General features: G+C 43.0%; 12 protein-coding genes and 1 pseudogene. 5 read left to right on the plus strand and 8 right to left on the minus strand.

Going from position 1 to position 14,957, the window contains the following annotated elements:
• Nucleotides 1–335: 335 nt before the first annotated feature.
• Complete coding sequence (locus G4P69_RS00050) at nt 336–3,968, minus strand: WD40 repeat domain-containing protein (RefSeq protein WP_208339410.1); 3,633 nt, start codon at nt 3,966–3,968, stop codon at nt 336–338.
• A 187-nt stretch (nt 3,969–4,155) separates the two neighbouring features.
• Nucleotides 4,156–4,926 (minus strand): peptidoglycan editing factor PgeF, encoded by a 771-nt coding sequence (pgeF, locus tag G4P69_RS00055; RefSeq protein WP_208339411.1) that lies wholly within the window; start codon nt 4,924–4,926, stop codon nt 4,156–4,158.
• A 194-nt stretch (nt 4,927–5,120) separates the two neighbouring features.
• Here pgeF and G4P69_RS00060 point away from each other — a divergent pair, with 194 nt between their 5' ends.
• The 3 genes from G4P69_RS00060 (at nt 5,121) to G4P69_RS40350 (ending at nt 8,103) form a co-directional block, all read left to right on the plus strand.
• Entirely contained in the window at nt 5,121–5,993 is an 873-nt protein-coding gene (locus G4P69_RS00060; protein WP_208339412.1) for a biotin--[acetyl-CoA-carboxylase] ligase, read from the plus strand.
• Nucleotides 5,977–7,608 (plus strand): M23 family metallopeptidase, encoded by a 1,632-nt coding sequence (locus G4P69_RS00065; protein WP_208339413.1) that lies wholly within the window; start codon nt 5,977–5,979, stop codon nt 7,606–7,608. Before G4P69_RS00060 ends, G4P69_RS00065 begins: the two co-directional genes overlap by 17 nt.
• Nucleotides 7,609–7,938: 330 nt before the next feature.
• Nucleotides 7,939–8,103 carry a zinc ribbon domain-containing protein gene (locus tag G4P69_RS40350; protein ID WP_339385220.1) on the plus strand — a complete coding sequence of 55 codons (165 nt, stop codon included), beginning with the start codon at nt 7,939–7,941 and terminating at the stop codon, nt 8,101–8,103.
• Nucleotides 8,104–8,200: 97 nt separating this feature from the next.
• Here G4P69_RS40350 and G4P69_RS00070 read toward each other — a convergent pair whose 3' ends face one another.
• Nucleotides 8,201–8,932 (minus strand): phytanoyl-CoA dioxygenase family protein, encoded by a 732-nt coding sequence (locus G4P69_RS00070; RefSeq protein WP_208339414.1) that lies wholly within the window; start codon nt 8,930–8,932, stop codon nt 8,201–8,203.
• A 137-nt stretch (nt 8,933–9,069) separates the two neighbouring features.
• Nucleotides 9,070–9,747, minus strand: a complete 678-nt coding sequence (locus G4P69_RS00075) for a riboflavin synthase (RefSeq protein WP_208339415.1) — start codon at nt 9,745–9,747, stop codon at nt 9,070–9,072.
• Nucleotides 9,748–10,087: 340 nt separating this feature from the next.
• Between G4P69_RS00075 and G4P69_RS00080 the strand changes: the two genes are divergently transcribed.
• Together G4P69_RS00080 and G4P69_RS00085 are read left to right on the plus strand one after the other, a co-directional pair.
• On the plus strand, nt 10,088–10,585 hold the full coding sequence (locus G4P69_RS00080) for a bifunctional nuclease family protein (protein WP_208339416.1): 498 nt from the start codon (nt 10,088–10,090) through the stop codon (nt 10,583–10,585).
• Between the two features lie 43 nt (nt 10,586–10,628).
• Nucleotides 10,629–11,780, plus strand: a complete 1,152-nt coding sequence (locus G4P69_RS00085) for an aldo/keto reductase (RefSeq protein WP_208339417.1) — start codon at nt 10,629–10,631, stop codon at nt 11,778–11,780.
• Between the two features lie 16 nt (nt 11,781–11,796).
• On the opposite strand, the pseudogene G4P69_RS00090 reads toward G4P69_RS00085, so the two are convergent.
• From G4P69_RS00090 to G4P69_RS00105, 4 genes and pseudogenes are all read right to left on the minus strand, one after another.
• Nucleotides 11,797–12,123 (minus strand): annotated as a pseudogene (locus G4P69_RS00090) (transposase); the annotation flags it as partial.
• A gap of 370 nt (nt 12,124–12,493) precedes the next feature.
• Nucleotides 12,494–12,961 (minus strand): HNH endonuclease, encoded by a 468-nt coding sequence (locus G4P69_RS00095; RefSeq protein ID WP_208339418.1) that lies wholly within the window; start codon nt 12,959–12,961, stop codon nt 12,494–12,496.
• Entirely contained in the window at nt 12,945–13,511 is a 567-nt protein-coding gene (locus G4P69_RS00100) for a group II intron reverse transcriptase/maturase (protein ID WP_208339419.1), read from the minus strand. The genes G4P69_RS00095 and G4P69_RS00100 overlap by 17 nt, the downstream gene beginning before the upstream one ends.
• Before the next feature lie 19 nt (nt 13,512–13,530).
• The gene (locus G4P69_RS00105) at nt 13,531–14,253 is read right to left on the minus strand and encodes a reverse transcriptase/maturase family protein (protein WP_208339420.1); all 723 of its coding nucleotides are present in this window, start codon (nt 14,251–14,253) and stop codon (nt 13,531–13,533) included.
• Nucleotides 14,254–14,957: the final 704 nt, after the last annotated feature.

A 14,957-nucleotide genomic window follows, 5' to 3' on the forward strand; every position in this document is an offset into this window, starting at 1 on the left:
TGCAATGTGTAAGTAAGTTGGCGAGAAAAATGCAATGTATATGAAGAAATGTAAATTGACCGTAGGGTGTGTTAGGCGAAGCCGTAACGCACCTTAAATTCGTGGTGGTGCGTTGCGCTGCGCGACAACACACCCTACGTTAAAATTTCTTAACATAACGTGAAATATTAACGCCGACTTACTTAGGGGCGAACGCCGTTCGCCCTTTCAAGATTTTTAATGTGTAGCAATATTTCAGCGAATTGGTATTAGTTATGTTTATTGGTTCGTAGTTGGGCTGTTTTGCCTGAAGGCGAATGCGCTAAAGCGCAACTACAAACCTTCAAATACAGAACTTATGTCTCATGTTGTATTGCACCTAGAGCTATGAGCACAGCTTTCTGCCCATCGGTTAATCCTGTAGTGCCAATAATGTTCATACCTTCGTATGGTCTAGGCGATCGCAGTGTTTGAATACAATTACCAGTAGCCACATCCCAAAGCTTTATTGTTTCATCTTCACTACCGCTGGCTAAAACAGAGCCATTTGGACTAAAAGCAACTGACTGTATCCATTTGTCATGTCCTGACAAAGTATATAAGCATTGATTAGTTTGCAGATCCCACAATTTAATCGTGCGATCCTCGCTACCACTTGCCAATAATTGACCATCCGGCGTGAAGGCAATGGACTTAATTTTATTATCATGTCCTTGCAGTGTACAAATATATTCCCCAGATGGCACATCCCATAAGTTCACTGTTTGGTCATCACCTGCACTAGCCAGTATGGTACCATCAGGACTAAAGGCGATGGTCCAGACACCGTTTGTGTGCTTTTGTAAAGTTTTGAAGCATTCGCCTTTGTTTACTTCCCAAAGCTTTATGGTTGTGTCAGCACTACTGCTAGCCAAAATAGAGCTATTAGGAGCAAAAGCGACTGATAAGATGCTACCAGCATGACCTTGTAAGGTGTTGAAACATTCGCCTGTGTGTACATTCCACAATTTAATCGTCATATCCTGACTACAGCTCGCTAAGATATCATCTGTGGGGTGAAATGCTACAGATAATACTAAATCGCTATGTCCTTTTAAGGTACTAAGGCACAAACCTCTTTGGTTCCAAAGCTTAATTGTTCTATCCCAACTACCACTGGCGATAAGTTGACCAGAATTTGGACTTAAAGCAACAGTCCAAACAGTATTTGTATGCTCTTTTAAAACCTGAGTAGGTTCCCCGGTGTAGGTATGCCATAAAACTATATTTCCGTTGTCACACCCACTAGCAAGCAAGTTCCCAATTTCCTCTGGAGATGTTGAGTCCTCGATACTGACACTCTCGCCACGCAGTATATCGGCAGAACTGAAAGCAACAGAGCGAACAGAGTTCGTATATCCTTGAAGGGTGTTAATGCAACGTCCTGTATTACACTCCCAAAACTTTACTGTTTCGTCATAACCACCACTGAGCAGTGTAGAACTATCTAGACTGAAAACCACCGACCTTACACTACCTGCATGTCCTCTAAAGGTGTTGACACAATGACCCGTTTGTAAGTCCCAAAGTTTTATAGTATGGTCATCACTGCTGCTAGCTAAGAATTGGCCATCAGGGCTGTAGCAAATAGAACGGATGACACTTGTATGTCCATATAATGTATCAAGGCACTGACCAGTGTCAACATCCCAGAGTTTGATAGTTTTATCAGCGCTTCCACTTGCTAGGATTCGTCCGTTGATACTAAAAGCAACAACACGCAATGCGCCAGTGTGACCCTCAAGCGTTCTGATGCACTGAGATGTCTGTATATTCCAAAACTTGATGGTTTGGTCAACGCTACCACTGACCAGAGTCGTGCCATCTGGACTAAAACCAACAGTCCACACAGCACTAGTATGTCCTATTAAAGTATTTAAGCATGTTCCTGCGTGGACGCTCCACAATTTTATCGTTTGGTCTTGGCTTCCACTTGCAAGTATTGTACCAGAGGGGGCGAAAGCTACCGAATAGACAGTTTTGGTATGCTCGTTTAAGGTGTGAAGACACTGACTGTTACGGGTATCCCAGAGCTTCACAGATGGATCGTCGCTACCGCTAGCTAAGAGCAATCCGTTAGGACTAAAAGCTACTGACCACACCCAATTCGTGTGACCGCGTAGTGTGAGTATTGGTTGATTGTCTATTACTTGCCACAAGCGAATTTCATTGAGTGTGTCTGCTGTGGCGAAGTATTCTCCACTAGGACTGAGAGCAAGAGATAAGATTTTTCCAAAAACGCTTGTGAAAACGGTTTGTAAGAATTTAGAATAAGCAAAGCTGACTTTATGTAAAGTTATTCCTTGTAGATAAGCTTGCCGAATTTCAAGATAGGAGAAGTCGTATTTCTGTAAGCTAGAGTTGCCGAAGCAAAGAAGGTTAAGTGCATTTCCTCCAATATAACCGGGTTTACAAGGTGACTGTTGACGCACGGTAGAAAGAATATGAGTCAGTTGCGCTTCCAGGGTAGTATTCTCTAAACTTTCAATGAGTGTTTGATGCAGGGGATGAAGGATGAGAACTTCTTGACTTTTGCGTATATAATCTTTGGCTGAGGCTTTGATAATCGCGTGAGTGTTAAATAACGAAACATTCCCTGTGGCAATTTCTTGGCTCATCTGTTCGATCAACCGCTCAGTCATGTACTCCATGAGAACTGGTTGTAAAGTAAAAGCAGAAGCTTGTTCGTTTTTTTCAACCGGTAATCTCCGCTGTAGGGATTGTAGTGTGGATGGAAGGAGTTTTTGTCGAGAATAAGTCAGGATATCATGACGTAGCTCAGCAATTGTGACAGGTTCGCGGTTAATTGTAAACCAGTAGGTAATTTCTCTTTCTTGCTCTGAAAGTCGGTCAAAATGCCAGTCTAGTAAGTCGTTCAAGTCTTCAAAGACTTGTTTACCTTCTTTCAAAAAATCAGAGATATCACCGAAGAATACTTCTTTTATATGTCGCGCTGCGAGTTCAAGAACCAAAGGGTTACCGTTATAGAAAGTAATCAATTCCTGCCATTGTTCCTGTGAACCTTTAAAAGATCCAATCTCAGCAAAAACCTTGCGTCCTTGCGCATAATCGAGACCACCCAGTTCTAGAACCTGCACAGGATAAGTGCTGCGATCTAGTTCTTTTGGCTTCTCGCGGCTGGTTAATAATAAACAACTTTGATGAGGAATTTCTGCGATCGCCTTGAGGAGTTGACCATAGTCTTCATAACCTTGACGATAGTGTCCTGCACGATCACCACTTTGGAGGACTGTTTCCATATTGTCAAGCATCAGGAGACAACGCTTCGATTGTAGATACTGCAACACTAATCTCAGTTGTTCGTCCACAGTGTCAGGTAAACGAGTTTCTTGCTGATCAGATAAAAACTTGATCCACTCAGTGAGAATAGTCGTCAGAGGTGGGGCGTTGAGTAGAGAACGCCAGATAATATAAGTAAACTCGTTTTGAATGCTGCGTGCTAGTTTCAGAGATAGATCTGTTTTGCCAATACCACCTTTACCCAAGCGAACAGACAGTTTTGTTTTGCCGATACCACCAAAACCAAGAATCCCAACCACTTGGCATCGATCTTGAAGAATCCATTGCTCTAGAAGTTGCAGTTCTTCTTCTCGTCCAAAGAACACCGCAACATCTGGTGCTTTTCCCCAATCCTGGTAATTTTTTGATTTTGCAGATGCAGAGTTTTTCTGTATTTCCAGCCGCTCTAAAACTGCCCTAAAATTCTTTTTCCCAACTTTTTCTCCAAGAGCTTCTGTTAGGGATTTCCACAAAGAAGAACCCGCATCTTTAAGAGTTTTCTCAGACCATGAAAACGTTTGTGCCATCTGTTCATAGGTTTGTCCTTCCCATGAGCCTGACAGTACTGCTCTTTCAAGATTATTCAGATGCTTCTCTGTAAGAGCAAAGATTGCAGCGTTTGCAACCAATAGGGCTTGCTCAAAATCCATGATTTGAAGTGGTTACAAAAGTATTACAAAAATATTTTAAGGGAAAACACGTAAAAATTAGACTTTTTTACAAATTTCTCCGACTTTTTTGCACTGACATATCTCAGCAAATTAGAGTTTATGGTTTTGCTTACTGTTTAATGCGCTGAAGCGCAACTACGAACTAATTGTGTTATTGGTGGGACGATCAAATACTCACAATTCCCGACCATTGGACTTTTTTCTGTTTTTCTCGGCGGTAAGAGAAGAAATGCTCTGTTGTTTGGTAAGTGCAATAAGGAGCGATCGCAATCTGTTGTAAACTAATTCCCAACATTTGTATTTGTAAAGTATTAACAACGCGCACATCCAGCCGCACTCTATCAGGATGAGGATCTGTAAGTACAGGAGAATGTGGTAGTTCATGCAATGCATCTACGATGGCATTTTCATCATGATGTGGTATAATACTCCTCCCAACTTCTGCTGCTACCTGTTGTGAAACTTGGTAAACTTCACCAGTGATAGCAGGACCCATAGCAATTCGTAAATCCTCAAGTTCGCTGCCAAGAGAGAGCATTTTCGCGATCGCCTCTGGTACAATCTTGCTTGCTGTACCACGCCAACCTGCGTGTACTGCTGCAACCTGCCCTGTTCTTTGTGAAGCAATAAGAACAGGTGTACAATCAGCGCTAGCTACCCAAACAGCTTGGTTTGGTTGTTCAGTGACTAAGCCGTCTCCCTCAGTCAACTCCTGATCTTCGTTAAACTCGCTACCAATTTCTGTTGGACTCAGCACAGTGTTGCCATGTACCTGTTTTAAGCGATAGACTGAAGCTTCTGGGTGTAGAACCTTGGTCAGTTCCAATGGCGATCGCGGCCAAAAATGTTGGGTAAAAAAGCCATGACTCCAAGGTTCTAGTAGACTACAAGTCAGGTAGGGCAGTCCTTCCCAAGTACGCCATTGCCAAGTGTGCATCGTGAACTAAACCCAGAAACGAAACAAAAATTTAAAGAAGGAGTCAGAATTCAGAATTCAGGAGTCAGAATAAATCTCGTTGGGTATTTGACTCCCCAGTCAGACAGAATTCATGCTGAATTCTGATTCCTGACTCCTGAATTCTCGTATTTAATACATCCTAACTCGGATCAGCAGTCTTTGGGTTAACCTTTGTGCCATTGAATCAGGAAACAATAGAAGCAGCCCTTAAAGCAGGGCGTCAGTCTGCGTATTTACCATTTTCTTTACATCTTTTTGAAACCGTATCTTCAACTAACCAAATTGTTTGGGATTTACTAGGCTCTGGATCTGAACCAGGATGTGTCGCTATTGCCACTCAACAGACGTCAGGACGAGGTCAATGGGGTCGCCAGTGGGTTTCACAAGAAGGGGGATTATATCTTTCGGTAGCGATCGCACCCAATATCGAAGCTAGTAACAGTTATCAGCTAACTTTGGCGACTGCTTGGGGAATTGCTCAACAACTGCAAAGTTGTGGTATTCCACTTGGTATTAAGTGGCCTAATGATTTAGTGTGCAAATCCGACGAAAACGGCTATAAATACAAAAAGCTGGGAGGAATTTTGACAGAAACGAAAGTCCAAACTGGAAAAATCTCCCAAGCAGTGATTGGGGTTGGCATTAATTGGGCAAACCCAGTACCAGAAACTGGAATCAATTTGGAAACATGGCAAGCAAATCAACAGCCAAAACCAATCCCAAGTCTTGAAATGTTAACCTCTACAATTTTATTAGGAATAGAATCCGGGATACAGTCTTTATTCCAAGAAGGAATAAACATATTGTTATCTCGCTATTTAGAATTCCTCATAAATATTGGTGAGGAGATATATGTTAATGATGTTATGAGTACTATAGTTGGCGTAACTCACACTGGGGATCTGCGCGTTTGCGTAGAGACATCGAAACAACGAAAAATAATGCAATCGGAAATTCATCTCCAACCCGGTACAATCAGTTTGGGCTACCGTAAACTTAGGCTAACTACGCACAACACGACGATAACCAATGAAGCAGCGCAATAACTCTGCCCATAACCGTTCGCAGAACTCATGGCAGCGATCCCTGCCAGCACAAAGCCTCTGTTGGCTTGGGAGCTTTAGCTTGCTTTCTGGCGGCTTAGTATATGGCCAAACCGAACCAGCAGCAATAGATAATATCGTTCCCACAGTTGAAAATTCAGCTTCAGAAGCACCTGTTAAAGTTAAGTTTCAACAAAATCACAGTGTTTCCACCCCGGAAGTGGGTAGACCAGAGCTAGAATTTTCCCAACGTCGAGCAAGACTGAGACAAAGGCTGAATAAAGGAGACATTGCTCAATCAGCAAACTCTCCTCAGAAGCATGAGGCTTCAGAGCCTACAGTGTTCGTCAGAAAATCAAAACCCCAGGTAGAAACTTCTACGCCCGAAGCAGGTGAAAGTTCTTTTAAAGCAAAATTAGAAGCTTCTGTAATTCATAAATATCAAAAACCTCAAGTTGATCCTACTGCATCAACAACTGAAGGCTCCTCTGCGGGAAATATTGCGCAAAAAGCGAAACCTAGCAGTGTAACTGCCGAAAATCAAAAGGATTACAATAACGCCTATATTGACCCCAATGATTACAGCAACGGTACGGTTCATAAATATCAAGCACCTGATTCTGTAGTCATCACAGAACGCTCTAGTGGGTGCCGAACGATTTTAGCACAAGGGCAAAATGTTTTAAGCAGTCTTTGCGCCAAATCACCCTCTCAAAATCAGCCTTTAGCTGATTCCGATACTAAGTTACAAGGCAAGCATGTGCCTGGTTGGATCGGCAGAAGCCAAACCGCTCATTCAGTCACCGTTACCTCAGACAAAGATGTTTCTGGTGGCGAAACCCGTATCGTCCCACGTTGGAATCGTATTGCTTCTGGTGTTACACGTTCAAGTCGCATTGCTTCTAGTGGTGTAACTAAGAGCGACTACCGAACCAATCGGGCTATTTCTAACAATTTTATCTCCACAACGACAGTTACTGATCACCCCGCACCACAAGGTGGTGCTTTGTCAGCACCGTTAACTGCTGACAATGTCGCACCTCGCCCTAGCACCGTAGCTTATAACATCCCACTAGCTTCAACCTTGCCACAAATTGCTTACAGTGGGGGTCTGACTTCTGGTGTTGCGGGATTGCTATTCCCTCTTCCCATCCCAGCTCAAATCACTTCTTTCTTTGGTTGGCGAACTCATCCAATTACAGGCGATCGCCGTTTCCACGCTGGTACAGACTTAGGTGCATCAACAGGAACACCTGTTTTGGCAGCTTACCCTGGTACAGTAGATACTGCTGACTATGTGGGCGGGTACGGTTTAACCGTTATCCTAAATCACAACAACGCTCAGCAAACACTTTACGGTCACATGTCACAACTCCTTGTACAACCCGGACAGGTTGTACAACAGGGAACCGTGATTGGTTTAGTTGGCAGTACCGGTAATTCAACAGGTCCCCACCTGCACTTTGAAGTCCGTAACCTTACACCAGAAGGCTGGGTAGCCACTGATCCAGGTGTTCAATTAGAGACTGCTATGAGTCAATTGGTTCAAACCTTGCAGACGGCTCATGTAACCCAACCTACTGAACCACAGAACCCACCTACCAAGCGGGTAAATTAAAACAGTGAACAGTGAACAGTTATCAGTGATCAAAGCGTATACTGCCCTGATAACTGATAACTGATGACTGATAACTGTTAAAGATTCTGCCAAATTGGCAACAATTCTGCTTGAAAAAAAAGTATCGTCTGATTCAATGGATTTTACCTAACGAAATCCATTACGCAAAAGCAGAAACTTCCTCTCTTGGTTGGCTACCAAGAGATCTTTCAAATACATCCAAAATATTATCCCCAGGTTTACTACCTGGGGATTTGCCTTTCAATGAGACGATAGAGGTTTACTAAATTTACAAAAACTTAGCTATAATTCTCTATAATTCTTTAGCCTATGAAGCTATCAGATAGAATTTTTAATTGTGAAAGATGCGGTCATTCTCAGGATAGGGATGAGAATGCTGCTGACAACTTAAAAGATGCACCAAATAAAGTAGTACGGTTGGCTAGACCGGAAAGCAAAGCCTGTGGATTGGAAGGAGCCGACTCCCCAAGTTGAAGCAGGAAATTAGCGCTAAATAAGGTTTAACCAAGTTTAGATAAGTCTTTTATAGCAGGTTTGTTACATCACCAGTAAACGCCCTTCCTAGAAAGTCTCAAGGATAAAACCCAGGTGTCTTTAAAATTTGACGCTGATTCTGTGTTAAATCAGGATAGTCATCGGGGTTGTAGTAGTACCTCGCCCAAGCACTAGCGTAAGGAGAATATTTATAGAACAATGTACGGCGTTCATGTTGTCCTTTCCAAGGTAGAGTACCGTGGCTAAGGGCTTCAGTGAAGATGATTGCTGTTCCGGCTTTACCAGAAACTTTTTGAACACAGGGATGAGGATTTTCTAAATCTTGCCACTCTTGTGGTAATGGTAAGTTGCTCTTGTGGCTACCAGGAATACACCCAAACCCACCAGAGCCAGCCGGTACGTCTGTCAGATTGTAAGCAACCGCAACCAAACCGTTGAAAATTTTTCCTTCTTTGTAAAGGTAGTACTGGCACGGATCATAAGGAGTACCGCCACCGTGTAAGATACTACCAATGGGGCCAGAAGATCCTTGGCGAAGGATGTGAACGTAGTCGTGATCTAAGCGAAACCTGGATCCAAGTAGAGCCTCAAGATAAGGAGTTATACGGGGATTGTCGATGAGATTACGAAACTCAGTACCCCAGTTTAGCAAGCCATCAAACCGAACCCACGGCTTGAAAGGTTGATCGACTTTGGCAATTTGCTTGTCGAGAACCTGATTAATAGCTGCTATTTGTGCTGAACTTAAGGCATTCTCCAGCACCAAAAAACCTTGTAAATCAAACAGATAGCGTTCAAGTTCAGTCAAATTCGCATCCTCGAAGAGGGAGTAGGGAGCAGGGAGCAGGGGAGCAAGGGAGCAGGGAGCAAGGAAGAAAAAAAGACAAAAACCAGTTTTGACTTTTGACTTTTGACTTTTGACTTCCCCGCAGGGGTGCCCCATTCTCAATATCCGTGTTCAGCTAGAAATGCCAGTGAGATATCATCACTGCTTTCGTCTGTAGGTGCTGTAACATCGCCCTTGCCAGAGGAAAGGAATTTTTCGACGTACTTGCCTAGGATATCTCCTTCTAAATTGACCCAACTGCCTGGATTTAAATAGCGAAGGTTTGTTTCAGCGTAAGTCAGGGGGATGACTGCCACTTTAAACTGCATTGTTTCTGGCTGGTATTCAGCGACTGTGAGGCTAATGCCATTTACGGCTATGCTACCTTTAGGGACAATGTAACGCGCGATCGCTCCCGTAGCAGAAAATGTCATTTCCCAGGATGTTGCTGTTTCTTCTTTTGAAAGCATCTTCCCTACCCCGTCGACGTGTCCCATCACAAAATGACCTCCCACTTTGCTTCCTACCCGTAGCGATGCTTCTAGATTCACATACTTCTGTTCTGTTTGCTCTTGTCCTAATGTCGTACGACGTAGAGTTTCTGGTGAAGCAGTGGCGATAAATCCATCTTTTAAAACTTCTTCTACCGTCAAGCAAATACCATCCACTGCGACGCTATCTCCTATCGCCAAATCACGCATAATGGTATCAGAAGACTCGGTAACACATGTAATTTTCCAATAATCCCCGCCTAGCGGTTTAATTGTTCCTAATGCTTGGATTAATCCTGTGAACACGGCTTTTTTCTCTCTGCTGAATTTAATTTATTACGTAAATTTGACTAGAATAAGCTAGTAATTCTTACATCAAAGCATTATTTTTAGGTATAAAAACTAACATAAAATCAACAAAAAGTTTAACACATTTATATTAACTCCAAGGCATACTTGAATATGTAGATTATTGTCAAGCTAGTTAATTTAACTTACTCTGGTGTTCACATCCATTTGGGAGTTTAATAGAAGCAATTATAGAGAAGAGAGACTTATGTTTATCCAGGTTCCTATCTTGCTAAAGCAAGGGTACGATTTGATACAAAATACTTCAAAGACTCAAAGGATTGTAGAGGCTTAGCCAATGATTGAAATGAAAGTCGCTGGCATAGCATTAGATGCCATAACCCGCAGCCCAATCGTGCTTTTAAAAGATGCCTCAGACCGCCGTGCTTTGCCCATTTATATCGGTCAGGAACAGGCAAGGTCAATTATGGGCGCACTGGAGAACCAAAAGCCTCCTAGACCCTTAACTCACGATTTGATTATGAATATTCTAGAAGCATGGAATATGACTTTAGAGCGAGTCATCATACACTCACTACAAAAGGACACATTTTATGCTGCTTTGATTGTAAAACAAGGGGAGCTAAAAAAAGAAATAGATGCTCGTCCTAGTGATGCGATCGCTGTAGCCCTCCGTACAAATACCCCTATTTGGGTCATGGAAGAAGTGATAGCTGATGCTTCTATTCCCGTAGATCGGGATGCTGATGAAGCTGAACAGCAAGCCTTCCGTGAATTTATTTCTAATATCCGACCAGAGGATTTAATCAAGCGCTTTGGCAACGGCGATAGTTAAATTAAGTTATAAGTGAGGAGTTATTTGCTGTAACTTTCTGGAAATGAAATACCGACGCTTTGGGAAAACCAACCTACACTTATCTGTGTTTTCCTTGGGGACAATGCGCTACTTAGCTGGCGTTGAAAACGTACAGCAAACCCTCCAACAGGCTATAGCGCTAGGGATTAATCATATAGAAACAGCCAGAGGTTATGGCAAAAGCGAACAGTACCTTGGTGAGGCGTTAGCGCAGCTTACCGTAGGTATCGCTCTTGGGCTACCTATACCCCGAACGAAGCTTCACATTACTACTAAAATTCCGCCGACACCAGATGCTGAGACTATGGATCGGTATATAAACGAATCTCTGGAACGCTTGAAACTAGATTATCTTGATTGTTTAGGGATTCACGGCTTAAACACTTGGGATCACCTGGAATGGGTCAAAGCCAAAGGCGGCTGTATGCAAGCAGTACACAAGGCTGTTGCTGATGGTCGAGTGCGACACGTCGGTTTTTCCACCCATGCTTCCGTAGAAGTCATTCAGGCAGCAATCGATACAGATTTATTTGAATTTGTCAATCTGCATTATTACTATTTTTTTCAACGGAACAAAGCCGCTATTCAGCGAGCCTTTGAAAAAGATATGGGCGTTTTTATCATTTCGCCAGCAGATAAGGGAGGACGCTTATACACTCCTCCCCAAACCCTGAAAGATTTATGTCATCCCTTTTCACCCTTGGAGTTAAACTACCGATTTTTACTCAGCGATTCTCGGATTACTACTCTCAGTGTAGGACCTGCAAACCCAGATGAATTAACAGAACCCCTCAGAGTCGCTGATCGGGACGGGACGCTAACCACAGAGGAAATTACTGCTTTTGAGCGTTTAGAAAATCACCAAACATCTGTTTTGGGACAAGAAAAGTGCAGCCAGTGTTACGCCTGTCTACCTTGTCCAGAAAATATTAAGATTCCAGAAGTGCTACGACTGCGTAATCTTGCATTAGCATATGACATGACAGAGTATGGTCAATATCGCTACCAAATGTTTGAAAACGCTGGTCACTGGTTTCCTGGGATGAAAGCTAGTCGCTGCACAGAATGCGGAGACTGTTTACCTCGATGCCCTGAAAAATTGGAGATTCCAGCTTTATTGCAAGATGCTCACGAGCGATTAAATGGATCAGAAGGTAGGAGACTTTGGGGATAGAAGCAACAGAATTATATAGAATTTCTCCAAATTCATTAATTATTAGATGTAATTTAAAGCCGAAATACCAACCCAAAGAACTCTTACCCCAATTAGCTAAACCTTTGAAGACTCGATTCCGCTTGGCTCTTTCATTTAAACATATTTCTAAAGAGGTAGAATCAATAAAATTGATGCCAGTACTTTGCCCACGATGTAGATGCAGATACCAACATAACGGAATTAAAGCACTTTTCTTCAATTCTACAAATCGGTTGTAACTTACAAGATTGGGAAAATATTTACGAAAATGATTCTCTACGTGTTTAGTATAAAAATCTTTAAAATTTCTATAAGATGATTGTAGGACTTACGCATTGACAGAAATCATCAGCTATGCGGTAGGAATTAATAGCGCCTAAATGAAAGATTTTTTCACAAATAAGGGTGTTACCGTCCATTGTAGGGGCGCAAGCATGAGCGCCCCTACAGGTTTGAAACAACCATTATCCGTTAATCCACATGATGTTCGATTTGTATAGTGCGTAAGTCCTAGATTGATGACGGGGCCTGATCCTGAAAAAATGGGGAACCTTGGTAGAGTCGATGGGGAGTATTATCTCCCGCACCTCTCTGTTAGATCCGGACATGTAGTAGGGTAGGTAGCCAACGAGTTACCATTAGTGGCACTTTTCCAACCACCCCCCTCCAAACGAAGCATGACCGTTTCCGTATCACTTCGCTTTCCAGTAATCTTTACGTTTGAGTGCCTCACCGTCATAGCGTCCGTATTGAATTTTCTCGTGACACTGACGACAAACCACTAAGGTTTTACGTTTACGTGCTGACATTTTGAGCATCCATTCAGGGCGTTCATGATTTCCTTTTTGCTTAATATCTGCTAGTTTGTGAATATGGTGGACTTCAATATTGTCCGTTGCACCACAAATTTCGCATTTTTGGGCAAGAAGGCGCTGAATAACTTCACTGCGCCCGTTCCAAATATGGTTAGCCTGATTATCATCGATTGTGACCCATTTATTCCACTGCAAACAAACACCACCGAAATAGGTTATTAAGGGCGATTTTCCGTCACGTTCCACTGTTATCTGTAGCACCTTGTAAGTACCATCCTTTGTATCAATGGTTGTGCGGAACCGTTTGTAAATTTTCTGGCAAGTGGTTTTAAATTTCTTTGCCAAAGTTTTTACTTTGGGATTGCTCCATAACTCGTTTCAGCTCGGAAAGCGTGTGGAGGTTGTAAGCCATGCGATAGTACTGGACTATTCCTCGATACTCCGCTTGATATTGGCTAACTATACTATAGGCATCGTCGTTGACTCTTTGGGTTAAGTGTATAGGCTTTCCGGAGCGCATATATTTGACACAATGGTCTTTGATTACGCTTTTGGGAACCCTTAGCCCTACACTACCGTTGATACATCTTTGACCACGATGGTCATGTTTATCGTCGGCGTGTAGTATATGGATTTCATAACCCAGGAATTTAGCTGCTTCGTCCCTTGCATGGGTTACGAGCGTCTTTTCATCACTGAGTTCCAGTTTAAGTTCGTCACGTAAAAACATGGCTATCTTCTGTTTAATATCCAAGGCTTCGGATTTTGAGCCTACTACTCCCAGTAGGAAATCATCAGCGTACCTTACGTACCAAAGGCGACGAAAATTAGGGTCGTTAGGATCACGGGATGGAATGGACTGTGCCTGTTGGTTCAGTCTTCGTGCTTCTTCCAACTTTCCCGCTTTTCGTGCTTTAGCTGCTGAAGAAGGTCAGTACATTGTACGGAGGATAGACACTCCTTCGCTGACCTCGCGTGTATGCTGGTATTAATTCTTGTTCGACGTATTTATCCAGCTTATCTAGTACTAAATTAGAAAGTATTGGGCTGACAACCGCACCTTGTGGTACACCACTGTATGTGGAGTTGTATTTCCAATTTTCTAAGTACCCTGCATCTAGTAACCCTTTGATAAGTCGAATAAAGCGATTGTCATGGATTTTCTCAAGTAGTATTTTTAACAGAATAGTATGGTCTATTTTGTCAAAACAAGCACTGATATCTCCTTCGATAAACCACTTTGTAGCTCGACCTTTTTGGGTAATTTCCTTCAGGGCTGTGTGACATCCGCGTCTTGGTCGAAAACCGTGGGAATGTTCGCTAAATTGAGGCTCATAGTAAGCTGATAGTATCGAATGAATCACTTCTTGAAGTAATTTGTCCGACCAAGAAGGCATACCAAGAGGTCGTAATTTACCGTTTTTCTTCGGGATATAAGTACGTCGCACTGGTGTCCATCTATATCGCTCATTTTTTAGAGTTTCAATGATGGTGTGAATTTTCTCCAGGGACATCCCGTCCACCGTTTCCTCCGTAGCACCCGGTGTCATTGCACCTGCGTTGCTATTCAGCTTGGCGTAGGCACGTAAGTACAGGTCTGGGTTATATAGCAGTCGATACACATCTTCTACTGGCAACCTACGCTGCCCGCGTTCACGTATGATGTTCAGTATCGTTTCGGCATCTCGCCGGAACGCGTACCTCTCGATTTCTGTTGCATCTAATTACCTGTGACACAACACCGGTGTAAGCGGTTCTCCCGCTCTCCAAAGGTGGGGCGTTATTCCCACGATTACTATTGTCACTCCGTTACCATAGGACTCGCGTCCCTTAGGCAATCCCATGTTCCGTCACTGACGAACGTATCTAGAACGACTTAGGTTCCTACTCATATCCTTGAATGAGTTCATTACGAGAGCGCTTGTTGGTCGGGGTGTACCATTAACGAAAGTTGAATTAATGGTTACCAACAACATCGGTGTACAAACGTGATACCGAAGGATGTGCAGTTCCACCACTGGATATTAGGGTTTAAGCAGTTTGGCTTTAACCATATCGTTCAGGCGTTGCAGAGCCATAACATACACGCTTTCTGTTATTCTCCGCTTTACGAACATGCTCTTGTCCCCTCGCCCTTTCGGGTCTAGGTCAGTTGTTCGCCTTGGAGTCGATTACCCCGAACTCCAGCCAACTTAGTTGGCAATTCAATCAGTGCGTACCACGGCGCACACTTTCGCTACATCCGGCTCCCGATATTCTTAGCTTTCGCGTTTGCCCATGTGCAAATAGTCGTGGCAACTTTCATGGATTGCTATGAGGTTCTGTTTCTTCCAATCGACCA

This window comes from Aetokthonos hydrillicola CCALA 1050 (genome assembly GCF_017591665.1).
GTDB classification, from domain to species: domain Bacteria; phylum Cyanobacteriota; class Cyanobacteriia; order Cyanobacteriales; family Nostocaceae; genus Aetokthonos; species Aetokthonos hydrillicola.

Bases quoted from the DNA above. Each gene is read 5' to 3' on its own strand.
- G4P69_RS00050 (WP_208339410.1), bottom strand. From the start codon at position 3,968: ATGGATTTTGAGCAAGCCCTATTGGTTGCAAACGCTGCAATCTTTGCT.
- pgeF (WP_208339411.1), bottom strand. From the start codon at position 4,926: ATGCACACTTGGCAATGGCGTACTTGGGAAGGACTGCCCTACCTGACT.
- G4P69_RS00065 (WP_208339413.1), top strand. From the start codon at position 5,977: ATGAAGCAGCGCAATAACTCTGCCCATAACCGTTCGCAGAACTCATGG.
- G4P69_RS40350 (WP_339385220.1), top strand. From the start codon at position 7,939: ATGAAGCTATCAGATAGAATTTTTAATTGTGAAAGATGCGGTCATTCT.
- G4P69_RS00080 (WP_208339416.1), top strand. From the start codon at position 10,088: ATGATTGAAATGAAAGTCGCTGGCATAGCATTAGATGCCATAACCCGC.
- G4P69_RS00085 (WP_208339417.1), top strand. From the start codon at position 10,629: ATGAAATACCGACGCTTTGGGAAAACCAACCTACACTTATCTGTGTTT.